This is a genomic window from Pseudomonas sp. FDAARGOS_380 (genome assembly GCF_002591235.1).
Taxonomy (GTDB): Bacteria; Pseudomonadota; Gammaproteobacteria; order Pseudomonadales; family Pseudomonadaceae; genus Aquipseudomonas; species Aquipseudomonas salmasensis.
The window spans coordinates 6,289,981-6,315,743 of the sequence record NZ_CP023969.1; the positions used below are offsets into that span (position 1 = coordinate 6,289,981).

At 60.4% G+C, this 25,763-nt stretch carries 21 protein-coding genes; 7 read left to right on the plus strand and 14 right to left on the minus strand.

Annotated elements, in window-relative coordinates; genetic code table 11:
• Positions 1-104: 104 nt before the first annotated feature.
• Complete coding sequence (locus CRN80_RS29245) at positions 105-812, minus strand: TetR/AcrR family transcriptional regulator (RefSeq protein ID WP_003189661.1); 708 nt, start codon at positions 810-812, stop codon at positions 105-107.
• A 267-nt stretch (positions 813-1,079) separates the two neighbouring features.
• On the opposite strand from CRN80_RS29245, the gene lexA reads away from it, so the two are divergent.
• Both lexA and sulA read left to right on the plus strand, forming a co-directional pair.
• Entirely contained in the window at positions 1,080-1,688 is a 609-nt protein-coding gene (lexA, locus tag CRN80_RS29250; RefSeq protein WP_003172575.1) for a transcriptional repressor LexA, read from the plus strand.
• 10 nt (positions 1,689-1,698) lie between these two features.
• A complete protein-coding gene (sulA, locus tag CRN80_RS29255) occupies positions 1,699-2,172 on the plus strand; it encodes an SOS-induced cell division inhibitor SulA (RefSeq protein WP_005786162.1) in 474 nt (157 codons plus the stop codon).
• Positions 2,173-2,209: 37 nt separating this feature from the next.
• Here sulA and CRN80_RS29260 read toward each other — a convergent pair whose 3' ends face one another.
• From CRN80_RS29260 to CRN80_RS29305, 8 genes are all read right to left on the minus strand, one after another.
• Positions 2,210-2,443, minus strand: a complete 234-nt coding sequence (locus tag CRN80_RS29260) for a hypothetical protein (protein ID WP_003189656.1) — start codon at positions 2,441-2,443, stop codon at positions 2,210-2,212.
• A gap of 766 nt (positions 2,444-3,209) precedes the next feature.
• Entirely contained in the window at positions 3,210-3,731 is a 522-nt protein-coding gene (locus CRN80_RS29275) for a DUF6586 family protein (RefSeq protein WP_098952408.1), read from the minus strand.
• Positions 3,732-3,922: 191 nt separating this feature from the next.
• The gene (gene topA, locus CRN80_RS29280; RefSeq protein WP_003189652.1) at positions 3,923-6,544 is read right to left on the minus strand and encodes a type I DNA topoisomerase; all 2,622 of its coding nucleotides are present in this window, start codon (positions 6,542-6,544) and stop codon (positions 3,923-3,925) included.
• Between the two features lie 114 nt (positions 6,545-6,658).
• Positions 6,659-6,895: a DUF1653 domain-containing protein gene (locus tag CRN80_RS29285; protein WP_098952410.1), complete on the minus strand. Its 237-nt coding sequence runs from the start codon at positions 6,893-6,895 to the stop codon at positions 6,659-6,661.
• Between the two features lie 98 nt (positions 6,896-6,993).
• Positions 6,994-8,169, minus strand: a complete 1,176-nt coding sequence (gene fadA / locus CRN80_RS29290) for an acetyl-CoA C-acyltransferase FadA (RefSeq protein ID WP_003189650.1) — start codon at positions 8,167-8,169, stop codon at positions 6,994-6,996.
• A gap of 29 nt (positions 8,170-8,198) precedes the next feature.
• The gene (fadB, locus tag CRN80_RS29295) at positions 8,199-10,346 is read right to left on the minus strand and encodes a fatty acid oxidation complex subunit alpha FadB (protein ID WP_003189649.1); all 2,148 of its coding nucleotides are present in this window, start codon (positions 10,344-10,346) and stop codon (positions 8,199-8,201) included.
• Between the two features lie 365 nt (positions 10,347-10,711).
• Entirely contained in the window at positions 10,712-10,906 is a 195-nt protein-coding gene (locus CRN80_RS31925) for a hypothetical protein (RefSeq protein ID WP_098952411.1), read from the minus strand.
• A 22-nt stretch (positions 10,907-10,928) separates the two neighbouring features.
• Positions 10,929-11,366: a hypothetical protein gene (locus CRN80_RS29305; protein WP_047710330.1), complete on the minus strand. Its 438-nt coding sequence runs from the start codon at positions 11,364-11,366 to the stop codon at positions 10,929-10,931.
• Between the two features lie 105 nt (positions 11,367-11,471).
• Here CRN80_RS29305 and CRN80_RS29310 point away from each other — a divergent pair, with 105 nt between their 5' ends.
• Complete coding sequence (locus CRN80_RS29310) at positions 11,472-11,912, plus strand: universal stress protein (protein ID WP_032892849.1); 441 nt, start codon at positions 11,472-11,474, stop codon at positions 11,910-11,912.
• A gap of 182 nt (positions 11,913-12,094) precedes the next feature.
• On the opposite strand, the gene CRN80_RS29315 is transcribed toward CRN80_RS29310, so the two are convergent.
• Positions 12,095-14,017, minus strand: coding sequence for an ATP-binding cassette domain-containing protein (locus CRN80_RS29315; protein ID WP_003189646.1), 1,923 nt, complete (start codon positions 14,015-14,017; stop codon positions 12,095-12,097).
• Between the two features lie 213 nt (positions 14,018-14,230).
• Here CRN80_RS29315 and CRN80_RS29320 point away from each other — a divergent pair, with 213 nt between their 5' ends.
• Positions 14,231-16,159, plus strand: a complete 1,929-nt coding sequence (locus CRN80_RS29320) for a transglycosylase SLT domain-containing protein (protein ID WP_098952412.1) — start codon at positions 14,231-14,233, stop codon at positions 16,157-16,159.
• 143 nt (positions 16,160-16,302) lie between these two features.
• Here CRN80_RS29320 and CRN80_RS29330 read toward each other — a convergent pair whose 3' ends face one another.
• Positions 16,303-18,081 carry an ABC transporter transmembrane domain-containing protein gene (locus tag CRN80_RS29330; protein ID WP_169918519.1) on the minus strand — a complete coding sequence of 593 codons (1,779 nt, stop codon included), beginning with the start codon at positions 18,079-18,081 and terminating at the stop codon, positions 16,303-16,305.
• Between the two features lie 238 nt (positions 18,082-18,319).
• Here CRN80_RS29330 and CRN80_RS31330 point away from each other — a divergent pair, with 238 nt between their 5' ends.
• Positions 18,320-18,493, plus strand: a complete 174-nt coding sequence (locus tag CRN80_RS31330; protein WP_032892854.1) for a PA1571 family protein — start codon at positions 18,320-18,322, stop codon at positions 18,491-18,493.
• Between the two features lie 160 nt (positions 18,494-18,653).
• On the opposite strand, the gene pdxB is transcribed toward CRN80_RS31330, so the two are convergent.
• Positions 18,654-19,796 carry a 4-phosphoerythronate dehydrogenase PdxB gene (gene pdxB / locus CRN80_RS29335; protein ID WP_098952415.1) on the minus strand — a complete coding sequence of 381 codons (1,143 nt, stop codon included), beginning with the start codon at positions 19,794-19,796 and terminating at the stop codon, positions 18,654-18,656.
• A 171-nt stretch (positions 19,797-19,967) separates the two neighbouring features.
• On the opposite strand from pdxB, the gene CRN80_RS29340 reads away from it, so the two are divergent.
• A complete protein-coding gene (locus CRN80_RS29340) occupies positions 19,968-21,362 on the plus strand; it encodes an MATE family efflux transporter (RefSeq protein ID WP_003189639.1) in 1,395 nt (464 codons plus the stop codon).
• Here CRN80_RS29340 and tusA read toward each other — a convergent pair.
• Positions 21,359-21,604 carry a sulfurtransferase TusA gene (tusA, locus tag CRN80_RS29345; RefSeq protein WP_020302891.1) on the minus strand — a complete coding sequence of 82 codons (246 nt, stop codon included), beginning with the start codon at positions 21,602-21,604 and terminating at the stop codon, positions 21,359-21,361. The genes CRN80_RS29340 and tusA overlap by 4 nt on opposite strands.
• 129 nt (positions 21,605-21,733) lie before the next feature.
• Positions 21,734-22,810, minus strand: coding sequence for a 23S rRNA (cytidine(2498)-2'-O)-methyltransferase RlmM (gene rlmM / locus CRN80_RS29350; protein ID WP_098952417.1), 1,077 nt, complete (start codon positions 22,808-22,810; stop codon positions 21,734-21,736).
• Positions 22,811-23,006: 196 nt separating this feature from the next.
• Between rlmM and acnA the strand changes: the two genes are divergently transcribed.
• Positions 23,007-25,748, plus strand: coding sequence for an aconitate hydratase AcnA (gene acnA, locus CRN80_RS29355; RefSeq protein ID WP_098952419.1), 2,742 nt, complete (start codon positions 23,007-23,009; stop codon positions 25,746-25,748).
• Positions 25,749-25,763: the final 15 nt, after the last annotated feature.

Here is a 25,763-nt window from a genome sequence, read left to right on the forward strand (position 1 = left end):
CGTCCTTGCCAGGCACGGCAAGGACGACGGGTTGCGAATAAATAGCTGAAATCGGCATGGCGGCTAGCTTAGCGGATGCAAGCGGCCGCGCCCACCCGCAGCGATCAAACCTTGGCGGCGACCGGTACGGTTTTGCTGCGTGGGCGTAACTGGGCGGCGGCCATGGCCGGATCGCTGACGCCGGTTTCGGCACGCATGCCAGCGGCGAGGAACGGCACCATCAAGCGCATGACTTGCTCGATGGAAGTGTTCACGCCGAAATCGGTCTCGGCAATCGCCCGCAACGCTTTGATACCGGACATGCTGAAGGCAGCGGCACCGAGCATGAAATGCACGCGCCAGAACAGTTCGATAGGCGGAATACGCGGGGCCGCTTCGTTGACCAGCAGCATATAGCGGCGGAACACCTTGCCGTACATGTCTTCCAGATAACGGCGCAAGTGGCCCTGGCTCTGGCTGAACGCCAGGCCCAGCAGGCGCATGAAGATCGACAGGTCGTTGCCGCTGCGAGGCTGCACAACCAGCGCTTGCTCCACCAGGATTTCCAGCAGCTCTTCCAGGCTGGGCTTGTGATCGGCCTTGGCCTGGCGACGTTCCAGCTCACGGTCGAGGCTTGCGCAGAACGGGCCCAGAAAGCGTGAGAACACTGCCTGGATCAGGGCCTTTTTCGAGCCGAAATGATAGTTCACAGCAGCGAGGTTGACCCCAGCCTTGCTGGTGATCAGCCGCAATGAAGTTTCAGCAAATCCTTTTTCCGCGAACAATTGCTCGGCAGCATCGAGAATGCGTTCAACGGTTTCCGACTGGGCCATGGCTACTCCGCCTGACAAACAAACACTTGTTTGAAACATACGTTTCAGAGTGTGTCTTGTCAAGCCTGGGGGTCCGCTTTGCGGCTGGTCGGTCATCTGTTTCATCGCTATTTAATCACATCCTCGCAGCTCTGTAGGCAGCGCCGCTTCTGCTCTGTAGGACGGCTGACGGATGACCGTCCAGCGGAGCCGCTAAAAAGGATGATTGCCAAGCGCAGTTCACTGTATATAATCCCAGTCACTGTATAAAAAGACAGAGCGATCAACATGCTAAAACTGACGCCACGCCAAGCTGAGATTCTGGCTTTTATCAAGCGCTGCCTTGATGACAACGGGTACCCGCCTACCCGTGCGGAGATTGCCCTGGAACTGGGGTTCAAGTCCCCGAACGCCGCCGAGGAACACCTCAAGGCCCTCGCTCGCAAAGGTGCGATCGAGATGACCCCGGGTGCTTCGCGGGGTATTCGTATCCCTGGCTTCGAAGCCAAGGCCGACGAGTCGACATTGCCGATCATCGGCCGCGTCGCCGCAGGTGCGCCGATCCTGGCGCAGCAGCACGTCGAGGAATCCTGCAACATCAACCCGACCTTCTTCCATCCTCGCGCCGACTACCTATTGCGTGTGCACGGCATGAGCATGAAAGACGTGGGCATCTTTGACGGTGACCTGCTGGCGGTCCATACCACCCGCGAAGCCCGCAATGGCCAGATCGTCGTGGCCCGTATCGGTGACGAGGTCACGGTCAAACGCTTCAAGCGCGAAGGCAGCAAGGTCTGGCTCCTGGCCGAAAACCCTGAGTTTGCCCCGATCGAAGTCAACCTGAAAGACCAGGACCTGGTGATCGAAGGCTTGAGTGTCGGCGTCATTCGCCGCTAAAGGAGGCATCATGCAGCTCGTGCACACCCCACAACACACACAACTGTCGCTGTTCGAGGCCTTCATGGCCCAGCCCCTTGCGCCGATCCTCAAGGAAACGGTCGAAGCCCCCTGGGGCGGCGAACCTGAGGCGTTCAGTGAATTGTCGTTGCGCGGTGCGGCTGAGAGCTGCCTGAACCTGCTGGCACCTATCCTGCGCGAATTAAGCGAAGATCAGGACGCCCGCTGGCTGACACTGATCGCCCCGCCCGCCAGCCTCACCCAGGCCTGGCTGCGGGACGCCGGGCTCAACCGTGAGCGCATCCTGTTGCTGCAACCACGCGGCGCACAAAGCGCCCAGCAACTAACCTGCGAAGCCTTGCGCCTGGGCCGCAGCCATACGGTGGTGAGCTGGTTGAACCCGTTGAATGCCAGCGCCAAGCAGCAACTGATCAGCGCTGCACGCACGGGTGATGCACAGAGTTTGAATATTCGATTGGGGTAATGACGGGCGCGCCACAGACGCAGCCTTCACCAAAGACTCAGTGAAGAACGCGCGGCCCTTCTTCTTTTTCCGGCTCGCCTTCGGCAAGGCGACCTGCCATCTGCACGCCCACGCTCAACATGGCTTTAGCCACTTCGACGTGCTGGCCTTGCAGGAAGACCTTGGCGTCTTCGGAGAAATCCAGAATAACCAGAGAACCCTCGTCCTCCGCCCGGCGCAGTTCGATTCGGCCGTCAGGCAGTTCAACAATTTCCAGAAAGGACGTTGGCATAAAAGTCTGTTCTCCACGAAAGGCCTGGGATTATATCAGTCATCCACCCAGCCTCGCAGGGGATATGGACAGGTTTGTTGACGGCTTGATGAATGGTGTCCTGGGCAACACGCTTCTCTCTGTGGGAGCTGGCTTGCCGGCGATGGCGGTGGGTCAGTTATTACTGGGCTTTTCTGACTCACCTCTATCGCAGCATGGGCATTCACAGAACTTTGCAAGCTGTAGCAGCCAACGGTAACCACGATGCGAAGCGAGTCGCTCTTGATCTCGCTCTGCTTGTGATCTTGATCTGGCTTTTGATCTTAGGCGCCCCGTTAAACCACGCTGGCCGAACGCAGGCTTGAATTCGTGGGTAACCCGGCAGGACGCGGGGTTAGCCGCCCCGCGCCATGGATGGCGCGTGGCGGCGGCCCACGGATTCAAGCCTGCGTTCGGGCACACCGAGCCTAAGCGAGGTGCCGAGTGGTGGGGCAAGAGCGTTTTGCTTACTTTGCCGCTTTTGCAAAGTGAGCCGCCGTCAGGGCGGAACCCTAAGCGGCCATTACCGCAGCAATGGATATGTACACAATACAACTGTGTTGACTGCCAGGCAGCCTTCGCGAGCAAGCCCGCTCCCACAATTTGATCGCGGGGCGTCAGCTAGATAGGTGTCGGCTGGCAGGCCGTCATCGCAGGCAAGCCAGCTCCCACAGTTGGATCCTGGGGCGCCAGGTCGATAAGCGTCGGCTGTCCGGTCGCCACGGGAGCAAGCTCCCTCGCCACAGGTTCAGCACTCGTTCAGCCCTTCACGAAAACGCAACGCCATCTTTTTCAACTCCTGGCGCCAGCCTTCCAACTCCTCACGGCTCAACGGCTTGGGCTCATCCTGCTCCAACGCCACGGCGACAATCAGCGGCTGGGTGACATCCCCCTTGGGCACATGGGGAATACGCGGTGGCTGAAACATATCCGCATGGGCCTTGAGCAGCCGCGCCACCCAACTGTCAGGGCTCTGGGCCATTTCCACCAGTTCGGCCAACTCGGGGATGGCCATGGAATCCAGCACTTCACGATTCATGATCATTTCCGCCCGCGGTGCGCCCGCCTGGGGCAAGCGGTAGAACCCGGCGATTTCATGGCACAGCCCCAGCAAGGCACCGTACAGGTGGAACAACGCCGCTTCGCGCCCCGCCTGTACCAGCGCGATGGCATTCATCTCTTTCCCGTCCTCGGCACGGCCAAGGGCCTCCAGGGATAAACCCGCGAAGTAAATTTTCTGATTGGTACGGGTATAGAGTTCGTTGGCCATGACGGCAATCTCCACAACGAATAGGCGTGATGCTGGCTGTGTAGGTGCGAGCTTGCTCGCGAAAAACTTCCAGGCACCGCAGGGAGCCAGGTTTCCTGCGTTTTCGTTAACGATCTTCGCGAGCAAGCTCGCTCCTACAGTAAGCAAAAGCCGTCTATACAGACGGCTTTTGGCGTTAACAGACTAGCGGATCAAGCGCCTTGGCGCTTGTCCTCGACCTTCCACTTGCCGCCGTCGTAGAAGGCTTTCCAGCCAGTAGGCTTGCCGTCCACTTCGGTCTGCACGTACTGCTCCTTGGTCTTGCGGCTGTAGCGGATCACGGCTGGGCGACCATCCGGGTCCTTCTTCGGCGCTTCACACAGGAAGTGGTACTTCGGATCGATCTCGTCCTTGTGCGGCACGATCTCCATCACCAAGGGCGCACGGGTCTCGCGATTTTTCGGGAACTGGCTGGCGGCCAGGAACAGCCCCGAAGCGCCGTCACGCAGGATGTAGGTGTCGTTGACCTTCTCGCACTTGAGCTCAGGCATCTTCACCGGGTCCATTTTCGGCGGCGCCGCATCCCCGCTTTTCAGCAGTTTGCGGGTGTTCTTGCAGGTCGGGTTGGTGCACCCGAAGAACTTGCCGAAACGGCCGGTCTTGAGCTGCATCTCGCTGCCGCACTTGTCGCATTCCAGGCTCGGGCCTTCATAGCCCTTGATGCGGTAGGTGCCCTCTTCGATCTCGTAGCCGTTGCAATCGGGGTTGTTACCGCAGATGTGCAGCTTGTGCTTCTCGTCCAGCAGGTAGGCGTCCATCGCCGTGCTGCAGATCGGGCAGCGATGCTTGCCGCGCAGCACCAGCGACTCGGATTCACCCTCATCGTCAGCCGCGATTTCATCGCCCGGCACCAGGTTGACGGTCGCCTTGCAGCGCTCTTTGGGCGGCAGGCTGTAGCCCGAGCAACCGAGGAACACGCCGGTGGAGGCGGTACGAATCTGCATCGGTCGACCGCAGGTGGTGCACGGAATATCCGTCATCACCGGCTGGTTGGCGCGCATCCCGTTTTCTGGGTTCTCGGCCACTTCGAGCTTTTTCTTGAAGTCGCCATAGAACTCGTCGAGCACGTTTTTCCAGTCGCGCTCGCCCTGGGCCACGTCATCGAGGTTCTCTTCCATACCGGCAGTGAAGCCGTAGTCCATCAGGTTGGAGAAGCTCTCCGACAGACGCTCGGTCACGATGTCGCCCATCTTTTCCGAATAGAAACGACGGTTGTGCAGCGCAACGTAGCCACGGTCCTGGATGGTGGAGATGATCGCCGCGTAGGTCGAAGGACGACCGATACCGCGCTTCTCCATCTCTTTGACCAGGCTGGCTTCGGAATAACGTGCCGGTGGTTTGGTGAAGTGCTGGGACGGGTCGAGCTTGATCAGCTTCAACGTGTCGCCCTGGGCCATGTCCGGCAGCACGTCATCATCGCCAGGCTTGGCGATCTGCGGCATCACACGGGTGTAGCCGTCGAACTTGAGGATACGGCCCTTGGCACGCAGCTCGAAATCGCCCGCGCCCACGCTGACGGTAGTAGACAGGTATTGCGCTGGCAGCATCTGGCACGCCAGGAATTGGCGCCAGATCAGCTCGTAGAGGCGCTCAGCGTCGCGCTCCATGCCGCTCAGCTTGGCAGGCGTGGTGTTGGCGTCAGAAGGACGAATCGCTTCGTGAGCCTCTTGTGCGCCTTCCTTGCTGCTGTAGACGTTCGGCTTCTCCGGCAGGTAGGTCTTGCCGAATTCGCTTTCAATATAAGTACGCGCCATCGCCACCGCGTCTTGCGACAGGTTGGTGGAGTCCGTACGCATATACGTGATGTAGCCAGCCTCATACAGACGCTGGGCCATCATCATGGTCTTCTTCACCCCGAAGCCCAGGCGGTTGCTCGCGGCTTGTTGCAGGGTGGAGGTGATGAACGGCGCCGATGGCTTGCTGCTGGTCGGTTTGTCTTCACGCTTGACGATGCTGTAGCTGGAGGCCTTGAGCTTCTCCAGCGCGGCCATGGCCTGGGCTTCGTTCAGCGGCTTGAAGGCCTCGCCTTTCTCACGCGCCACTTCAAAGCGCACGTTGGCGCCCTTGGCAGTGCCCAGGTCGGCGTGGACTTCCCAGTATTCTTCAGGGATGAACGCACGGATCTCGCGCTCACGCTCCACCACCAGCTTGACCGCTACCGATTGCACACGGCCGGCAGACAGGCCACGGGCGATCTTCGCCCACAGCAGTGGCGAGACCATGTAGCCCACGACGCGGTCGAGGAAGCGACGGGCCTGCTGGGCGTTGACACGGTCAATGTCCAGCTCGCCCGGCTTGGAGAACGCTTCCTGAATGGCTTTCTTGGTGATTTCGTTGAACACCACGCGCTTGTAGCGGCTGTCATCACCGCCGATGGCTTCGCGCAGGTGCCAGGCAATGGCTTCCCCTTCGCGGTCCAAGTCCGTCGCGAGATAGATGGTGTCGGCATCTTTGGCGAGCCGGCGCAGCTCTTCGATGACCTTTTCCTTGCCCGGAAGGATTTCGTACTTGGCCTTCCAGCCATGGTCCGGGTCCACACCCATGCGCGAAACCAGTTGCTTGCGCGCTTTTTCTTTAGGCGTGAGTACAGGACCTTCGCCCGCGGCGGCCTTGCCGCGCTTGGCGGCAGGCTCCTTGCTGGCGCTAGCCGAACCGCTGGTGGGCAGGTCTCGGATATGGCCGATACTCGACTTCACCACGTACTCGTTGCCCAAGTACTTGTTGATGGTCTTGGCCTTAGCCGGGGATTCCACAATGACCAGCGATTTGCCCATGGATCGGAAAATTCCTGAATTCGAGAAGTGAAAGGCAGTTGGCGCCTGACGCGGCAACGCTATATATAGTGGCAACCGGATGAGGTCAAGCGCAGCATTCTGCGCGACCTGCCGTTATTGCCCTGTAAAAAGACTGGCTTCGGCCGTGACCAAAGCAAAGCGCGGGACCTGCTCGCCGTCAACTTCGACGGTCTCCAGGAACATGCTCAAAGGGCGCACCCAAAAACCGTATTCGCCATACAGCGCTTGGTAAAACACCACTTCTTCTTCGGTTTCAGAGTGGCGCGCCACGCTGAAAACACGGTACTGCGGCCCCTTGTAATGCTGGTAGAGCCCGGGTTCGACTTTCATGCTCTGGCCCTCGTACAAAATTTGTTGAAAAAAAATATTTAAAAGTTCCAAAAAACAAAAACCGGGGCACTGGGCCCCGGCTTCCGTCAACCGAACGTTTAGACGCGTTCGAAGACGGTGGAGATGCCTTGGCCGAGACCAATGCACATGGTAGCAACCCCAAGGTTGCCGCCATTTTGCTTCATCACGTTAAGCAAAGTGCCGGAGATACGCGCACCGGAGCAACCGAATGGGTGGCCCAGGGCAATCGCACCGCCGTGCAGGTTAACCTTCTCGTTCATCTTGTCGAGTACTTTCAAATCTTTCAGCACTGGCAGGGCCTGTGCGGCGAAAGCTTCGTTGAGCTCGAAGAAGTCGATATCGGAGATGGAAAGGCCCGCGCGCTTCAAGGCTTTTTGTGTGGCCGGTACTGGACCATAGCCCATGATCGCCGGATCCACACCCGCCACTGCCATCGAACGAATCACGGCCAGCGGCTGGATACCCAGGTCCTGGGCACGTTGCGCCGACATCACGATCATGCACGAAGCACCGTCGGTGATCTGCGAGGAAGTACCGGCTGTCACGGTGCCGCCCTTTGGATTGAAGGCTGGCTTGAGAGCCGCCAGGCTTTCCAGGGTGGTGTCCGGACGAATGGTTTCGTCGTAGTCGAACAGTTTCAGGAAACCATTCTCGTCGTAGCCGTTCATCGGGATGATTTCATCCTTGAACTTGCCTTCCACAGTCGCCTTGTGGGCGAGCTGGTGGGAGCGCAGGCCGAAGGCGTCCTGGGCTTCACGGGTGATGCCGTGCATTTTGCCAAGCATTTCCGCGGTCAGGCCCATCATGCCCGAGGCTTTCGCCGCGTAGAGGGACATGTGCGGGTTAGGATCGACGCCGTGCATCATGCTGACGTGGCCCATGTGCTCCACGCCGCCGACTACGAACACATCGCCGTTGCCAGTCATGATCGCTTGCGCAGCGGTGTGCAGCGCGCTCATCGACGAGCCACACAGGCGGCTGACGGTCTGGCCAGCGGCAGTGTGCGGGATCTGGGTCATCAGCGACGCCATGCGCGCGATATTCCAGCCCTGCTCCAGGGTCTGGTTGACGCAGCCCCAGATCACGTCCTCGACTTCGTTCGGGTCGACCTTGGTGTTGCGCTCCAGCACTTTGCTGATCAGGTGCGCCGACATGTCTTCGGCGCGGGTGTTGCGGTGCATGCCGCCCTTGGAGCGGCCCATCGGCGTACGACCGAAGTCGACGATCACGACGTCTCTTGGATTCAAGCTCATAAATATTCTCGCTCTAGTCGTCTGGGCACTTAACCGAAGAAGCTCTGGCCGTTCTTGGCCATTTCACGCAGCTTCGCGGTCGGGTGGTACAGCGGGCCCAGATCAGCGTACTGATCAGCCAGGGCAACGAACTGGGCCACACCGATGGAGTCGATGTAACGCAGCGCACCACCACGGAATGGAGGGAAACCAATACCGTACACCAGGCCCATATCGGCTTCGGCGGCGGTTTCAACGATGCCATCTTCCAGGCAACGCACGGTTTCCAGGCACAGGGCGATCATCATCCAGTTGATGATGTCTTCGTCAGACACCTCACGCTGTTCGTAGATGACCGGAGCGAGTACTTCGTGCACCGACGGATCGGCCACTTTCTTCTGCTTGCCCTTCTTGTCGGTCTCGTAGGCGTAGAAGCCCTTGCCGTTCTTCTGGCCCAGGCGCTTGGCTTCGTAGAGTGCGTCGACAGCCGAACGACGGTCGTCTTTCATGCGGTCCGGGAAGCCTTCAGCCATGACGTCGCGACCGTGGTGGCCGGTGTCGATGCCGACCACGTCCATCAGGTACGCCGGGCCCATTGGCCAGCCGAATTTTTCCATGACCTTGTCGATGCGTACAAAATCCACGCCGGCGCTGACCAACTTGGCGAAACCGCCGAAGTACGGGAACAGCACGCGGTTGACCAAGAAGCCCGGGCAGTCATTGACCACGATCGGGTTCTTGCCCATTTTCTTGGCGTAGGCAACGGTAGTGGCCACGGCCAGTTCGCTGGACTTCTCGCCACGGATCACTTCTACCAGCGGCATCATGTGCACCGGGTTGAAGAAGTGCATGCCGACGAAGTTTTCCGGACGCTTGAGGGCCTTGGCCAGCAGCGAGATGGAAATGGTCGAGGTGTTGGAGGCCAGGATGGTGTCATCTTTGACCTGGGCTTCTACTTCAGCCAGTACGGCTTGCTTGACCTTCGGGTTTTCGACAACCGCTTCGACCACCAGGTCGACGTGGCCGAAATCGCCGTAGGACAGCGTAGGACGAATGCCGTTAAGCACTTCAGCCATTTTTGCAGCGGTCATGCGGCCTTTATCAACGCGGCCCACCAGCAGCTTGGCGGCTTCGGCCAGGCCCTGCTCGATCCCGTGTTCATTGATGTCTTTCATCAGGATCGGCGTGCCTTTGGACGCCGACTGATAGGCGATACCGCCACCCATGATACCGGCGCCGAGTACGGCAGCCTGTTTCACGTCCTTGGCAATTTCGTCGTAGGCCTTGGCCTTTTTCTTCAGCTCCTGATCGTTCAGGAACAGGCCGATCAGACTTTGCGCAGCCGAGGTTTTCGCCAGTTTGACGAAACCTGCCGCTTCCACTTCCAGGGCTTTGTCGCGACCGAAGTTCGCGGCCTTCTGGATGGTCTTGATCGCTTCAACCGGCGCCGGGTAGTTCGGGCCGGCCTGGCCTGCCACGAAACCTTTGGCGGTTTCGAACGACATCATCTGTTCGATGGCGTTGAGCTTGAGTTTTTCCAGCTTCGGCTGACGCTTAGCCTTGTAGTCAAATTCGCCGCTGATGGCGCCCTTGATCAGGTTCAGCGCGGCTTCGGCCAGCTTGTCCGGAGCTACTACCGCGTCGACGGCACCGACTTTCAGTGCGTCTTCGGCTTTGTTTTCCTTACCGGCGGCGATCCATTCGATCGCGTTGTCAGCACCGATCAGGCGCGGCAGGCGCACGGTACCGCCAAAGCCTGGGTAGATGCCCAGCTTGACTTCCGGCAGGCCGATCTTGGCCGTCGCGGACATGACGCGGAAGTCTGCCGCCAGGCACATTTCCAGGCCGCCGCCCAACGCGATGCCATTGATGGCAGCAACGGTCGGCACGTTGAGGTCTTCGAAATCGCTGAAGATCTTGTTGGCTTCGAGGTTGCCAGCCACCAGCTCGGCATCGGGCAGCTTGAAGTTGTCGACGAATTCGGTGATGTCAGCGCCGACGATAAACACGTCCTTGCCGCTGGAGACGATCACGCCCTTGACCGAAGCATCTGCTTTGATGGTGTCTACGGCCTGACGCAGTTCGTTCAGGGTTAGACGGTTGAACTTGTTGACGGACTCACCCTTGAGGTCGAATTTGAGTTCGACGATGCCACTTTCAAGAGCCTTAACCGTGATGGCTTTACCTTCGTAAATCATCAACTGATCTCCACGATATGGAAGCTGAACAGTACACACTGGACGCTGGTCTCTGGTTTGACATTGACAGTTGAGTCAATGCTCACGCCAATCCGCCAGGCACACCCGCCAATGCGATAGTCGGGTTTTGTATGAGTCGTCTGACAGGCAAACGCTCAATTCATACGCCCGTTTGATTTGGGTACGCCACCTTCATCCAATTCCGAGCAATTGTCAATCGCTCCAAAGGCTAGTAAAAACGCGACTTTCCAGTCATTTCAGAACCCGCCCCACAGGCGGGCCACCCGTCAATATTCAAATATTCACAGGATCAATAATAGAAAAGATGTGGGAAAAGGCTGTACAGAAAGCAATACACAGCTAGGCTAGCGGCAACCTACAGATTTACCGGCCTGCCTGGCCACCTCCAGCCCGATGATGATGTCGGGCTTTTTATTGCGCGGTTTTCCGGGCTTTTTATCGCTCGACTTTTCTGTAGGAGCGAGCTTGCTCGCGAAAATCTGGAGAGCGCCGCGTATAGCCTGATTACCCGCGTTATCGTTGGCGATTTTCGCGAGCAAGCTCGCTCCTACAAGGTTTAGGTCAGGCCAGGGCCTTGAGCAGCGTATCAATATCTTTCAGGACGCTAGCGTCGCCCTTCTCACCCCAATACAAAGCAATCATCTGCTTGTCGGCCTCGACCTTGTAGACGTTCGCCGGCAGCGTTGCAAAATGCGGCAACAACTTCTCATCCACACAAGGTTCACGCCACTGATTGACCCATAGCCCTGGCTCCAACTGCCAGTAACTCCAGGTCGCGGGGGTGCTGCCGCGCCGTGGTCGGCAGTACTGCGCACAGGGGCTCGGCGGCTCCTGCTTGAGCCAATGCGGCCACTCCTGAGGCGCCAACTGCATGGCCAAGCCGATGCGGCGTGCCTCCATGCGCAGGGCCATGCGCCCACTCTGCTGGCGCGAAGGACGCAGCCATACCAGGGGGCTTAAAACCACCGCAAGGATTGACACCACTATCCAGACCGTCATATGTGTACTCCCGAATTTCTAGATGAGCGGATTTGATCTGCGGCAACCCCATCCGCTTGAAAGCAGCCATACTGAACTTATTGCAGTCCCCTGGAGGAACGCCTCATGCCCTACGAACATATTCTGGTCGCTGTCGACCTGACCGAAGAGTGCGACCCAGTGATCAAGCGCGCACAGGAATCCGCGATTGCCAATGGCGCCAAACTGTCGTTGGTACATATCGTCGAGCCCATGGCCATGGCCTTTGGTGGTGACGTGCCAATGGACCTTTCCCAGTTGCAGCAACAACAATTTGACCAGGCCAAGGAGCGCCTGGAACGTTTGATTGTCAAATACCCGCACCTGAAAAAGGATGACTGCCACCTGACATACGGCCAACCGCGCCAGGAAATCCACCAATTGGCCAAGGAAAAGGCTTGCGACTTGATCGTGGTGGGTAGCCATGGTCGTCACGGTTTGGCGTTGTTGCTGGGTTCTACTGCCAATGATGTATTGCACGGCGCGCCGTGCGATGTATTGGCCGTCAAACTGGTAAAGAGTTCGTAAGACCAATGAAGGTCTAATGTGGGAGCTGGCTCGCCTGCGATAGCGGTGTATCAGCCACCCGATGCATCAACTGACAGACTGCTATCGCAGGCAAGCCAGCTCCCACAGTTGAATCGCATTTCATATTAAAAAGCCCGGCGCTCATAGAAGAGCGCCGGGCTTTTTTATTGCGGTGCGATCACTCAGGCATCCAGCTCGGCCCAACGCTCAACCAACGCTTCCAGCTCCTGGTTCAACGTCTCCAGGGAGGCGATAACCTTGGCGGTCTCTGCCGCAGGGCGCAGGTAGAAACCAGCGTCAGCCATTTCCGCTTCCACCGCAGCAATCTGCTGTTCCTTGGCGTCGATATCACCCGGCAAAGCTTCCAGCTCGCGCTGCAACTTATAGCTGAGCTTTTTCTTGGCCGGCGCAGCGTCAGCCGCCGGTGCAGGCGCTTCGGCAGCGACCGGAGCCACCACCGCCGTGTTCAAGTCTGCTTTGCCCGACTTGCTCTCGGTCACGCCCAGCAGGCGCGGTGAGCCGCCCTGGCGCAGCCAGTCCTGATAACCGCCCACGTATTCACGCACCTTGCCTTCACCTTCGAAGACCAGGGTGCTGGTGACCACGTTGTCGAGGAATTCCCGGTCGTGGCTGACCATCAGCACGGTGCCGTTGAAGGTCAGCAAGACCTCCTCCAGCAGTTCCAGGGTTTCCACGTCGAGGTCGTTGGTCGGTTCGTCGAGTACCAGCAGGTTGGCCGGCTTGCTGAACAGCTTGGCCAGCAGCAAACGCGCACGCTCACCACCGGACAGCGCCTTGACCGGCGTGCGCGCACGTTGCGGGCTGAACAGAAAGTCGCCCAGGTAGCTGAGTACGTGGCGGCTCTGGCCGTCGATGTCGATAAAGTCACGGCCTTCGGCGACGTTGTCGATCACGGTCTTTTCCAGGTCCAACTGGTGGCGCAACTGGTCAAAGTAGGCCACGTCGATGCGAGTGCCCTCTTCCACCTTGCCGCTGGTCGGTTGCAGACCGCTGAGCATCAGCTTGAGCAACGTAGTCTTGCCGGTACCGTTGGCGCCCAGCAGGCCGATACGGTCGCCACGCTGCAGGACCATGGAGAAGTCCTTGATCAGGAACGGGCCGTCCGGGTGATGGAAGCTGACGTTCTCCAGCACCATCACTTGCTTGCCCGACTTGTCGGCAGTATCGAGCTGGATATTGGCCTTGCCGGTGCGCTCGCGGCGCTCACTGCGCTCGACGCGCAAGGCTTTCAAGGCACGCACGCGGCCTTCGTTACGGGTGCGACGGGCCTTGATGCCCTGGCGGATCCAGACTTCTTCCTGGGCCAGCTTCTTGTCGAACAGCGCGTTGGCGGTTTCTTCGGCCGCCAGGGCGGCTTCCTTGTGCACCAGGAAGCTGGCGTAGTCGCCGTTCCAGTCGATCAGGCCGCCACGGTCCAGTTCGAGGATGCGCGTGGCCAGGCTCTGCAGGAATGCACGGTCGTGCGTGATAAACAGCACGGCGCCCTGGAAGTCCTTGATGGCTTCTTCAAGCCAGGCAATGGCGCCGATGTCCAGGTGGTTGGTCGGTTCGTCGAGCAGCAGCAGGTCCGGCTCGGACACCAGGGCCTGGGCCAGCAGCACGCGACGACGCCAGCCGCCGGACAATTCGGCGAGGGTCTTGTCGGCCGGCAGTTGCAGGCGGCTCAGGGTGCTGTCCACCAGTTGCTGCAAGCGCCAGCCGTCACGGGCTTCGAGATCTTGCTGGACGTGCATCAGCTTGTCGAGGTCTTCCTCGGTAACGCAGTTCTGCGCCAGGTGATGGTATTGCGCGAGCAACTCGCCAACGCCGTCCAGGCCTTCGGCAACCACGTCGAACACTGTCCGTCCGTCGGCCACCGGCAATTCTTGCGGCAATTCGCCGATCTTGAGGCCCGGGGCACGCCACACAGAGCCGTCATCGGGCTTCTGGTCGCCTTTTACCAGTTTCATCATGCTGGACTTGCCGGTGCCGTTGCGGCCGATGATGCACACCCGCTCACCACGGGCGATCTGCCAGGACACCTTGTCCAACAACGGCATGGCGCCGAAAGCAAGGGACACATCGCTGAATTTGAGCAGGGTCATACGCTTCTCCAAAAACTGGGCGCGCATTCTACCTGATGTGAGGGTGGGATGCGGTCGGCATTTTCTCTATTGACACGTTCTGTAGGACATTTCCGGCGAACTTGAACGAACCAGCCGGCAAAGCTTTCGCGGGCCGCTGGCAAAAGGCTAAGCTAGGGGCAATCAGTGTCGGCAGTGCCGGTGCTAGTCGTGATTTCTCTGCACGGACGTCTCATGCGCAGTCGCCTTTTCAACTTTTTATCTTGTCTGCTTCTTTCCGCCACTGCCGTTCAATCCGCCCAGGCGGTGGACCTCACCACTCAACGCCAGTATTACGATCAAGCCAAACGCGCCCTTGCCAAAGGCGACAGCGACCCCTACATGCAATACAGCCAGGCCCTGGCCGATTACCCGCTCACGCCCTACCTGGCCTATGACGAGCTGACCGCGCGCCTGAAAACCGCGAGCAACGAGGAAATCGAACAATTCCTCGCCAAACACGGCGACCTGCCCCAGGCCAACTGGATGAAACTGCGTTGGCTGCGCTGGCTGGCCGAACGCGGCGATTGGCAGACCTTTGAAAAGTACTACGACACCAAGCTCAATTTCGTCGAACTGGACTGCCTGCATGGCCAATACCAGCTCAGCCATAACCTGAAGGCCGAAGGCTACAAGACCGCCGAAAAGCTGTGGATGACCGGCAAATCCCAGCCCGCCGCCTGTGACGCCACGTTTGGCCAGTGGGCCGCTGCCGGCCAACTCACCGAGCAGAAGATCTGGGAGCGCACCAAGCTCGCCGCCGAAGCGCGTAACTACGCGCTGGCCAACAGCCTGGTGAAAACCCTGCCTACCCTCGGCGCCCAGGGCCGCTTGATGGTTGATGTAGCGCAAAAGCCCGACATGCTCAGCGACCCGTCACGCTTTCAGCCGGCCACCGAGGCCATGGCTGACGCCGTGGGCCTGGGCCTGCGCCGCCTGGCGCGCCAGGATCCGGACAAAGCCATGTCGCTGCTCGACGGTTACGCCAGCAGCATGCACTTCTCCCGTGACGAAAAAGTGTCGATTGCCCGCGAGATCGGCTTGACCCTGGCCAAGCGCTTCGACCCGCGCGCGCTGGAGGTCATGACCAAGTACGACCCCGAACTGCGCGACAATACGGTCTCCGAGTGGCGCCTGCGCCTGCTGCTGCGCCTGGCGCGCTGGGAAGACGCCTACCAATTGACCCGCAAACTCCCACAAGACCTGGCCACCACCAACCGCTGGCGCTACTGGCAGGCGCGCAGCCTGGAGCTGGCCGAGCCGAAAAACCCGCAGGCTTTGGTGCTGTACAAAAATGTGGCCAAGGAGCGCGACTTCTACGGTTTCCTCGCCGCTGACCGCTCCAAATCCCCTTACCAGTTGAACAACAAGCCGCTGGTGATGAGCCAGGCCCTGGTCAACAAGGTCCGCAACACCCCAGGCGTGCGCCGGGCCCTGGAGTTCTACGCCCGCGGCCAGATCGTCGACGGCCGCCGTGAGTGGTACCACGTCAGCCGTCATTTCAACCGTGACGAAATGGTCGCCCAGGCCAAACTGGCCTACGACATGAAGTGGTACTTCCCGGCGATCCGCACCATCAGCCAGGCCCAGTACTGGGACGACCTGGACATCCGCTTCCCGATGGCTCACCGCGACACCCTGGTGCGCGAAGCCAAGGTACGCGGCCTGCACTCCAGCTGGATCTTTGCCATCACGCGCCAGGAAAGCGCGTTTATGGATGACGCCCGCTCCGGCGTTGGCGCCAGCGGCCTGATGCAACTGATGCCCGGCACCGCCAAGGAAACCGCGCGCAAGTTCAGCATTCCCCTGGCCTCCCCGGCCCAGGTGCTGGACCCGGATAAAAACATCCAGCTCGGTGCTGCCTACCTGAGCCAGGTGCACAGCCAGTTCAACGGCAACCGCGTGCTCGCCTCCGCCGCCTATAACGCCGGCCCCGGCCGCGTGCGCCAATGGTTGCGCGGCGCAGACCACCTGAGTTTCGACGTGTGGGTGGAAAGCATCCCCTTCGACGAAACCCGCCAGTATGTGCAGAACGTGCTGTCTTATTCGGTGATCTACGGGCAGAAGCTCAATTCACCGCAGCCGTTGGTGGATTGGCATGAGCGCTACTTCGACGACCAGTAACATGTTGTAGGAGCGAGCTTGCTCGCGAAGACCGTCAACGCTAACGCGTGCTTCATGGATGAACGCGGTGCCTGTGAGGTTTTCGCGAGCAAGCTCGCTCCTACAGAGGTTCCAGTGCCTGCATCGAGAGATGCGGGCATTTTTTATTTCACCTGTTCATCTCCATCATTGAACTGCAACGCCGCCAACCGCGCATACAGCGGGTTGCTCGCAATCAACTGCTGATGCGTGCCCACCGCCACCAGCTTGCCCTGGTCCATCACCGCAATGCGGTCGGCATTCTTCACCGTGGCCAAACGGTGTGCGATCACCAGCGTGGTTCGCCCCTGCATGAGTTGCGGCAGCGCTTGCTGGATCAGGTGTTCGCTCTGAGCGTCGAGGGCGCTGGTAGCTTCGTCCAGCAGCAGGATCGGCGCGTCGACCAACAAGGCGCGGGCGATGGCCAGGCGTTGGCGCTGGCCGCCAGAGAGGCCCAGGCCACTTTCGCCGAGGTGGGTTTGGTAGCCGTCGGGCATTTGCAGGATGAAGTCGTGGGCGTGGGCAATACGCGCGGCGGCTTCCACCTGGGCGGTGGTAGCGGACGGGTTGCCATAGCGGATGTTGTCCTCGACGCTGCCGAAGAATAACGCCGGGCTCTGGGACACCAGGGCGAAATGGCGCCGCAGGTCTAACGGGTCAAGCTCGGTCAGCGGCTGGCCTTCGAGCAGGATGCGGCCTTGCTGGGGGTCGTAGAAACGCAGCAGCAGGTCGAAGATCGTCGATTTTCCCGCGCCGGACGGCCCTACCAACGCCAGGGTTTCGCCCGGGTTGATGGTGAGGTTCAAGCCATCGATGGCGTAGCTGTCCGGCCGCGAGGGGTAGGAAAAGCGCAGGTCTTGCAGTTCCATGCGGCCGCTGACCCGTTCCGGCAAGCGTACGCCGCCAGTGGCCGGCGCCTGGATGTCGTTGCCTGACTGCAACAGCTCACCGATCCGCTCGGCCGCCCCGGCAGCACGCTGCAACTCGCCAAGCACTTCGCTCAGGGTGCCAACGGCGCTGCCGACAATCAGGCTGTAGAACACGAACGCCGCCAGCTCACCGCCGGAAATGCGCCCGCTGATCACGTCCATGCCGCCCACCCACAGCATCACACCCACCGCGCCGAGCACCAGCATGATCACCAGGGTGATCAGCCAGGAGCGCTGCAAGATGCGCTTACGTGCGGTGATGAAGGCGTCCTCGACGGTGACGGCAAAGCGCTGTTCGTCCTGCACCTGATGGTTATAGGCCTGCACGGTCTTGATCTGGCCCAAGGTCTCGGCGACATAGCTGCCGACATCCGCAATACGGTCCTGGCTCAAACGCGACAGGCTGCGCACCCGGCGCCCGAAGATCAGGATCGGCGCCAGCACCAGCGGCAACGCCACCACCACGATGCTGGTGAGTTTGGGGTTCGTGATAAACAGCAATACGATGCCGCCGATCACCATCAGCGCATTGCGCAGAAACAGCGACAGCGATGAGCCGATCACCGATTGCAGCAAGGTGGTGTCAGTGGTCAGCCGCGATTGGATTTCCGAGCTGCGGTTGTTCTCGTAGAAGCCTGGGTGCAGGTAGATCAGGTGGTTGAACACTTGCCGGCGAATATCGGCCACCACCCGCTCGCCAATCCACGACACCAGGTAAAACCGCGTGAAGGTGCCCACGGCCAGGCCGAGCACCAACAGCATGAACAGGCCGATGGACTGGTTGAGCAGGTGCGGCGACTGGGTCATGAAGCCCTGGTCCACCAGCAGGCGTATGCCCTGCCCCATGGACAAGGTGATGCCAGCGGTGACGATCAGCGCCAGCAGTGCGCCAAGCGCCTGCCAGCGGTAGGGCGCAATAAAGCGACTGGCCAGGCGAATCGCACGGCGTTGACGAATGGAGAACATGGAAGGCATCACCAATGAGGAGTCTGTACCCTCCAACATTGGGGGAACTTGCGTGAATAACAATGAGTCAGGTTAATTATGCCCACCGATACAGGCCGCTAGAGGCTATCGGTCTAAGCCTGATCTGGAAATATGTAACGGTTTCTGGTGGACTGGGTGTTCAAACCGATGAGCGTGTAAGGAGTTGTAACAGCGCGTTCATGCGGGGGAATTAAAGTAGGTACACAACCTGATGAGGAGACAGGCCATGACCTTGCAAAATAGCAGCGACGCCAAGATTGAAGTGATCCGCCAGCCGCAGCAGCTGCCTTGCTCGTATATCGATGCCAAAGGCCAGGAAGTGCAGATTACCGAAGAAATGATCCAGCAAGCCTGCTGCGAACTGGAACAGCGACTGGTTAATCCTGCCCCGCGAGGCTGAAGCGCCCACGCTCTTTCAAACCCGGCCCCGGTGGCCGGGTTTTTTGTGTCCCTGTAGGAGCGAGCTTGCTCGCGAAAAACCTGAGGGCGCCGCGTTAAATCAGAAACGCTGCGTTATCGTTGACGTTTTTCGCGAGCAAGCTCGCTCCTACAGTTATAGGTTATAGGTCTTCGGCACCCAGAGCAGCCACGATCTGCGACAGCACCGCCGACTCCCCCTTGATGCGCACCTTCAAGCCATCAATCTCGCGACGCTCCGGGTAATGCTTGCGCAGCAGGTCAAAGGCCTGGCGCTGTTCCTGCACGGTACCTACCAGACTGCGACGGAAATCCGCATCGTCACGGCGTGGGTCGTACACACTGCGGCACAAGGTCGCCAGCGCCCAGGCCGGGTCAGTCGTAGCGTTAAGGTGCATCTCGGCCAGCCAGGGGGCCGGTAGCAAATCACTCAATTGAATACTCGGTTCCTGGCCCAGGTGCGCGCACAGCGCCTGGTAAATCTGCGCGGTGCCGCGCTGTTTGCCATCGAGGCTGTAGCCGGCGATATGGGGCGTTGCCAGCACGCACAGGTCAGCCAGGTCGACGTCCACTTCGGGCTCGCCTTCCCACACATCCAGCACCGCTTGCAGGTCTTCGCGCGCCAGCAACACCTCGCGCAGGGCGGCGTTATCCACCACCGCGCCCCGGCTGGCGTTGATCAGCCAGGTGCCCGGCTTGAGCTGTTCCAGGCGTTGGCGATCAAACAGGTGCCAGGTCGAACCATTGCCAGACTTGATCAGCGGCGTATGCAAGCTGATCACGTCACATTGCTCGATGATCTGCTGCAGGCTGACGTAGTCACCGTCCTCGGTAATCTGGCGCGGCGGGTCGCACACCAACACATTCCAGCCCAGGCCCTTGAGCACCTTGACCAAGCGCCCGCCGACTTCACCGGCGCCAACGATGCCGTAGGTACGCTGCTTGAGGTCGGCGCCTTCGATTTCAGCCAGGGTCTGCAAGCTGCCAAGCACGTAGTCCACCACCCCGCGCGCGTTGCAGCCGGGCGCACTGGACCACTGGATACCCGCTTGCTTGAAGTAGTCGAGGTCCAGGTGGTCGGTGCCGATGGTGCAAGTGCCAACAAAACGCACGTTACTGCCCTCGAGCAGGGCACGGTTGACGTTGGTCACCGAGCGCACCAGCAGTACATCGGCCTGCTCGACCGTGGCGCGGTCGATGGAACGGCCGGGCACACGGCGAATCTCGCCAAACCCTTCGAAGAATGCATCGAGCAGCGGGATATTTTCGTCGGCAACAATCAGCATGGCAGGCTCCTTTGGCGGAATGGCAGTGTACAGAAGATCCAGCTCCCACAGGGATCAGCGCAGGCCTGGGAGCATTGCTTACAAATCCCTAACACAGGTTTTTTCCTGACCACTGCGTCAACGCGTAGAATCCGCCGTCCTTGCGACTGCCTTTTTATTGGACACCTGTACGTGAACACTGCCACCGCTACCCTCTCCCGCCCCGCCCGCATCAGCCGGGAAGTGCGCGGCCTGCTGACGCTGGCCTTGCCGATCATGATTGGCCAACTGGCAACCACCGCGATGAGCTTCGTCGATGCGGTAATGGCCGGGCGCGTGAGCCCGCAGGACTTGGCGGCGGTGGGCCTGGGTAATTCGATCTGGATCCCGGTGTACCTGTTGATGACCGGTACTCTGCTGGCCACCACGCCGAAAGTTGCCGAGCGTTATGGCGCGGGCAAACTCACCGAGATCGGGCCTCTGGTGCGCCAATCGTTGTGGTTGGCCGTGGTGGTCGGCCTCTGCGGCGCACTGCTGTTGCTGTGCGCCGAGCCGATCCTGCATGCCATGAAGGTTGAGCCCGACCTGATCGAGCCGTCCATGGGCTACCTGCACGGCATCGCCGCTGGTATGCCGGCGGTTGCGTTGTATTACGTGTTTCGCTGTTTCAGTGACGGCCTGGGCCGCACACGGCCGAGCATGGTCATGGGCTTGTGCGGGTTGGCGCTGAATATTCCGCTGAACTACATCTTCATCTACGGCCACTTTGGCGTACCGGCCATGGGCGGCGTGGGCTGTGGCTGGGCTACCGCCATTGCGATGTGGGTGATGATGATCGGTCTGGCCATCTGGACGCGCTGGGGCGCGGCCTATCAAAGCAGCGAATTGTTCAAGCGCTTCGACTGGCCGCAATGGACGGTGATCAAGCGCATATTGGGCATAGGCCTGCCGATTGGTGTGGCGATCTTCGCCGAGTCGAGCATTTTCGCGGTGATTGCCCTGTTGCTTGGCAGCCTGGGCGCTACCGTGGTGTCCGGCCATCAGATCGCCCTGAACGTCAGCTCCCTGGTGTTCATGATCCCGTATTCCCTGAGCATGGCCGTCACCGTGCGGGTCGGCCAGGCGTTGGGGCGCGGCGAACCCCGGGAAGCTCGCTTCGCCGCCGGCGTCGGCATGGGCACCGCCCTGGCGTACGCGTGCTTTTCCTGCAGCTTGATGCTGCTGTTTCGCGAGCAGATTGCAGCGATCTACACCCCCGACCCGGTGGTGATCCATCTGGCGTCGATGCTGATCGTGTTTTCGGCGTTGTTCCAGTTCTCTGACTCGATCCAGGTCACCGCCGCGGGCGCATTGCGCGGCTACCAGGACACCCGGGTGACCATGGTGCTGACCCTGTTCGCCTATTGGGGCGTGGGCTTGCCGGTGGGTTACGCCCTGGGCCTGACCAACTGGCTCGGTGAGCCCAGCGGCCCGAGCGGTTTATGGCAAGGGCTGATCGTGGGCTTGAGCTGTGCGGCGGGGATGTTGGTGGTGCGCCTGGCGCGCAGTGCACGCCGACGCATTCGGGCCGAAAAGGCGCAGGCTTAATCGGCTTTCTTGCGGATCCAGTACAAGTAGGTGCCAGCATCTTCCTGTTGATCCACCAGTTCGTGGTCGAGAAACACGCAGAACTTGGGGATATCGCGACGGGTCGACGGGTCGGTCGCGATCACCTTGAGCAGGCCGCCCGCCGGCAGGTCGCGGATGTGCTGGTGCAACATCATCACCGGCTCTGGGCAATTGAGGCCGGTGGCGTCGAGGGTGCCATCGACAGGCTGTTCAAGACTCATACTTCACTCCTAAAACTGGCACCGCTCAACACTGTGGGAGCGGGCTTGCCCGCGATGACGGGGGCACATTCAACATAAATTTCTACTGTTATACCGCTTTCGCAGGCAAGCCAGCTCCCACATTTAATATCAGCGGTTTTTGGATTTCTTTACATCTACCAGGCGGCGCAGGTGACATGTCACTTCTTCGCGGTCGTGGTAGAGCTGCTTGCAGCCGATCTCCACACGAATGCCACGCGCCTTGAAGCCCTCTTCGATGCGCTCCAGCAAACGCTTCACTTCGGCGTAACGCTGCTTCATCGGCAACTTCAGGTTTACCACCGCCTCGCGGCAATGCCCTTCGCCAATCCAGGTTTCCAACAGTGCCGCGTTGCGCGCAGGTTTCTCGACGATATCGCAGACCATCCAGTCCACCGGCTGCTTGGGCACGAAGGTAAAGCCGTCAGCCATCAAGTGCTGCACCAGGCCGGTGTCCATCAGGCTTTCGGCCATGGGGCCGTTGTCGATGGCGGTCACCAGCATGCCACGGTTGACCAGTTGCCAGGTCCAGCCGCCTGGCGCTGCGCCAAGGTCGACGCCGGTCATGTCGCCGTGCAGGCGTTCGTCCCACTGGTCACGGGGGATAAAGTGGTGCCAGGCCTCTTCCAGCTTCAAGGTCGAGCGGCTGGGCGCGTCACGCGGGAACTTGAGGCGCGGAATGCCCATGGGCCACATCGCCGAGTTGTTCGACTCGGCCAGGCCCATGAACACTTCGCGGCCGCTCTTGAAGGTCAACAGCAGGCGCGGCTTGCTCGGGTCGTCCACCAGCTTGCCGGCGTTAAGCAGGGCTTTGCGCAGGTGCACTTCGAATTTCTTGCAGAAGTTGGACAGTTCCTTGCCGTCGTTGGTGTCGACCATCTCCAGCCACAGGCTGCCGCACACGGGGAATTCGCGCAGGTGGGCGAGGATCACGCTGATGCGGTCGGTTTCCGGCAGGTCGATAAACACCCCGCGCGCCCACTGCCTCGGGAAGATCAGCTCGGCAAAGCGCTGGCCGTGCATCAGGCGCTGGGCGCCATCTTCTTCGGTGCAGACAAATTCGGCGCAGGCGCTGCCGGTCTTGGCCTTGGCGTAGCCGGAAACGTTCAGGCGCGCGGCGTGCTCCGCGATCTCGGAACAGACTTCGCCTTCAAAACCCGGGCGGCAGTGCATAAAAAGGGTGTTCATTGAATCTCCTGGTGAATCAACTGGCCTTGCGCTATCGCAATACCTGTCATGAAAACGCGCGCATGATAGCCGAGTTCGGAACCTTGGACTCAGCGATAGAGTCCAGTTATTAGCCTGCTAATGAAAACAGCGCTAACGTGATAGCTCTGTTCGTCCCGTCAGGTCCGTAGCCGTGCGGACCATAAGGAGTCATGTAATGTCATCCCTTGATAGCCTGAGAACCCTTAAGACACTGCAAATAGACAGCAAAATTTACCACTACTTCAGCCTGCCCGAAGCCGCCAAGAGCCTGGGTGACCTGGACAAGCTGCCGATGTCCCTCAAGGTGCTGCTGGAAAACCTGCTGCGCTGGGAAGACGCCAAGACCGTCACCGGCACCGACCTCAAGGCCATCGCCGCCTGGCTCAAAGAACGCCAGTCCCACCGCGAGATCCAGTACCGCCCCGCTCGCGTGCTGATGCAGGACTTTACCGGCGTACCCGCCGTGGTCGACCTGGCCGCCATGCGCGCCGCCGTGGCCAAGGCCGGTGGTGACCCGCAGCGCATCAACCCGCTGTCCCCGGTGGACCTAGTGATTGACCACTCGGTGATGGTAGACAAGTTCGGCAGCACCAGCGCCTTCGAGCAGAACGTCGATATCGAAATGCAGCGCAACGGCGAACGCTACGCCTTCCTGCGCTGGGGCCAGAGCGCCTTCGACAACTTCAGCGTGGTACCGCCGGGCACCGGCATCTGCCACCAGGTCAACCTCGAATACCTGGGCCGCACCGTGTGGACCAAAGAGGAAGACGGCCGCACCTACGCCTTCCCCGACACCCTGGTCGGCACCGACTCCCACACCACCATGATCAACGGCCTCGGCGTACTCGGCTGGGGCGTGGGCGGCATCGAAGCCGAAGCGGCGATGCTCGGCCAGCCGGTGTCGATGCTGATCCCGGAAGTGATCGGCTTCAAGCTCACCGGCAAGCTCAAGGAAGGCATCACCGCCACCGATCTGGTGCTGACCGTCACGCAAATGCTGCGCAAAAAAGGCGTGGTGGGCAAGTTCGTCGAGTTCTACGGCGACGGCCTGGCCGACTTGCCCCTGGCCGACCGCGCGACAATCGCCAACATGGCCCCGGAATACGGCGCGACCTGTGGCTTTTTCCCGGTGGATGAGGTGACCCTGGACTACCTGCGCCTGTCCGGCCGCCCGGCTGAGACGGTCAAGCTGGTGGAAGCCTATACCAAGGCCCAGGGCCTGTGGCGCAACGCCGGCCAGGAGCCAATCTTCACCGACACCCTGGCCCTGGACATGGGCACTGTCGAGGCCAGCCTTGCCGGGCCCAAACGCCCACAGGACCGGGTTGCCCTGCCGAATGTCGGCCAAGCGTTCAGCGATTTTCTCGACCTGCAATTCAAACCCACCAGCAAAGAAGAAGGCCGCCTGGAAAGCGAAGGCGGTGGCGGCGTTGCCGTGGGCAATGCCGACCTGGTCGGCGAGGCCGATTATGAATATGAAGGCAACACCTATCGCCTGAAAAACGGCGCGGTGGTGATTGCCGCCATTACCTCCTGCACCAACACCTCCAACCCCAGCGTGATGATGGCCGCCGGGTTGGTGGCAAAGAAAGCCGTGGAAAAAGGCCTGACCCGCAAGCCCTGGGTGAAAAGCTCCCTGGCGCCGGGCTCCAAAGTGGTCACCGACTACTACAAGGCGGCGGGCCTCACTCAATACCTGGACAAGCTTGGCTTCGACCTGGTGGGCTACGGATGCACCACCTGTATCGGCAACTCCGGGCCCCTGCCCGAGCCGATCGAAAAAGCCATCCAGAAGGCCGACCTCACCGTGGCCTCGGTGCTGTCCGGTAACCGTAACTTCGAAGGCCGCGTGCACCCGCTGGTGAAAACCAACTGGCTGGCCTCACCGCCCCTGGTCGTCGCCTACGCGTTGGCCGGCACCGTGCGCATCGACATCAGCAGCGAGCCGCTGGGCAATGACCAGCAGGGCAACCCGGTGTACCTGAAGGACATCTGGCCCAGCAGCCAGGAAATCGCCGAGGCGGTGGCCCAGGTCAGCACCAGCATGTTCCACAAGGAATATGCCGAAGTGTTTGCCGGCGACGAGCAGTGGCAAGCCATTGAGGTGCCGCAGGCGGCCACCTATGTGTGGCAGCCGGATTCCACCTACATCCAGCACCCGCCGTTCTTCGACGACATTGCTGGCCCGCTGCCGGTGATCGAGGACGTCAAGGGCGCAAACGTGCTGGCCCTGCTGGGCGACTCGGTGACCACCGACCACATCTCGCCTGCCGGCAACATCAAGGCCGACAGCCCGGCCGGTCGCTACCTGCGCGAACAGGGCGTGGAGCCGCGTGACTTCAACTCCTACGGCTCACGCCGGGGCAACCATGAAGTGATGATGCGCGGCACCTTCGCCAATATCCGTATCCGCAATGAAATGCTCGGCGGCGAAGAAGGCGGTAACACGCTGTATATCCCCACTGGCGAGAAAATGGCGATCTACGATGCCGCCATGCAGTACCAGGCCTCGGGCACACCGCTGGTGGTGATCGCCGGCCAGGAATACGGCACCGGCTCCAGCCGCGACTGGGCGGCCAAGGGCACTAACCTGCTGGGCGTCAAGGCAGTGATCGCCGAGAGTTTCGAGCGTATCCACCGCTCCAACCTGGTGGGCATGGGCGTGTTGCCGTTGCAGTTCAAGCTGGATCAGAACCGCAAGACACTCAAGCTGACCGGCAAGGAGAAGATCGATATCCTCGGGCTGACCGATGCCGAGATCGAGCCGCGGATGAACCTTACGTTGGTGATCACGCGGGAGGATGGCAGCAGCGAGAAAGTTGAGGTGCTGTGCCGGATTGATACCTTGAATGAGGTGGAGTACTTCAAGGCCGGTGGGATTCTGCACTACGTGCTGCGCCAGTTGATCGCCTCCTGACCAACGCCGCAAAAC

Bases quoted from the DNA above. Each gene is read 5' to 3' on its own strand.
- CRN80_RS29245 (WP_003189661.1), bottom strand. From the start codon at position 812: ATGGCCCAGTCGGAAACCGTTGAACGCATTCTCGATGCTGCCGAGCAA.
- lexA (WP_003172575.1), top strand. From the start codon at position 1,080: ATGCTAAAACTGACGCCACGCCAAGCTGAGATTCTGGCTTTTATCAAG.
- sulA (WP_005786162.1), top strand. From the start codon at position 1,699: ATGCAGCTCGTGCACACCCCACAACACACACAACTGTCGCTGTTCGAG.
- CRN80_RS29260 (WP_003189656.1), bottom strand. From the start codon at position 2,443: ATGCCAACGTCCTTTCTGGAAATTGTTGAACTGCCTGACGGCCGAATC.
- CRN80_RS29275 (WP_098952408.1), bottom strand. From the start codon at position 3,731: ATGGCCAACGAACTCTATACCCGTACCAATCAGAAAATTTACTTCGCG.
- topA (WP_003189652.1), bottom strand. From the start codon at position 6,544: ATGGGCAAATCGCTGGTCATTGTGGAATCCCCGGCTAAGGCCAAGACC.
- CRN80_RS29285 (WP_098952410.1), bottom strand. From the start codon at position 6,895: ATGAAAGTCGAACCCGGGCTCTACCAGCATTACAAGGGGCCGCAGTAC.
- fadA (WP_003189650.1), bottom strand. From the start codon at position 8,169: ATGAGCTTGAATCCAAGAGACGTCGTGATCGTCGACTTCGGTCGTACG.
- fadB (WP_003189649.1), bottom strand. From the start codon at position 10,346: ATGATTTACGAAGGTAAAGCCATCACGGTTAAGGCTCTTGAAAGTGGC.
- CRN80_RS29305 (WP_047710330.1), bottom strand. From the start codon at position 11,366: ATGACGGTCTGGATAGTGGTGTCAATCCTTGCGGTGGTTTTAAGCCCC.
- CRN80_RS29310 (WP_032892849.1), top strand. From the start codon at position 11,472: ATGCCCTACGAACATATTCTGGTCGCTGTCGACCTGACCGAAGAGTGC.
- CRN80_RS29315 (WP_003189646.1), bottom strand. From the start codon at position 14,017: ATGACCCTGCTCAAATTCAGCGATGTGTCCCTTGCTTTCGGCGCCATG.
- CRN80_RS29320 (WP_098952412.1), top strand. From the start codon at position 14,231: ATGCGCAGTCGCCTTTTCAACTTTTTATCTTGTCTGCTTCTTTCCGCC.
- CRN80_RS29330 (WP_169918519.1), bottom strand. From the start codon at position 18,081: ATGCCTTCCATGTTCTCCATTCGTCAACGCCGTGCGATTCGCCTGGCC.
- CRN80_RS31330 (WP_032892854.1), top strand. From the start codon at position 18,320: ATGACCTTGCAAAATAGCAGCGACGCCAAGATTGAAGTGATCCGCCAG.
- pdxB (WP_098952415.1), bottom strand. From the start codon at position 19,796: ATGCTGATTGTTGCCGACGAAAATATCCCGCTGCTCGATGCATTCTTC.
- tusA (WP_020302891.1), bottom strand. From the start codon at position 21,604: ATGAGTCTTGAACAGCCTGTCGATGGCACCCTCGACGCCACCGGCCTC.
- rlmM (WP_098952417.1), bottom strand. From the start codon at position 22,810: ATGAACACCCTTTTTATGCACTGCCGCCCGGGTTTTGAAGGCGAAGTC.
- acnA (WP_098952419.1), top strand. From the start codon at position 23,007: ATGTCATCCCTTGATAGCCTGAGAACCCTTAAGACACTGCAAATAGAC.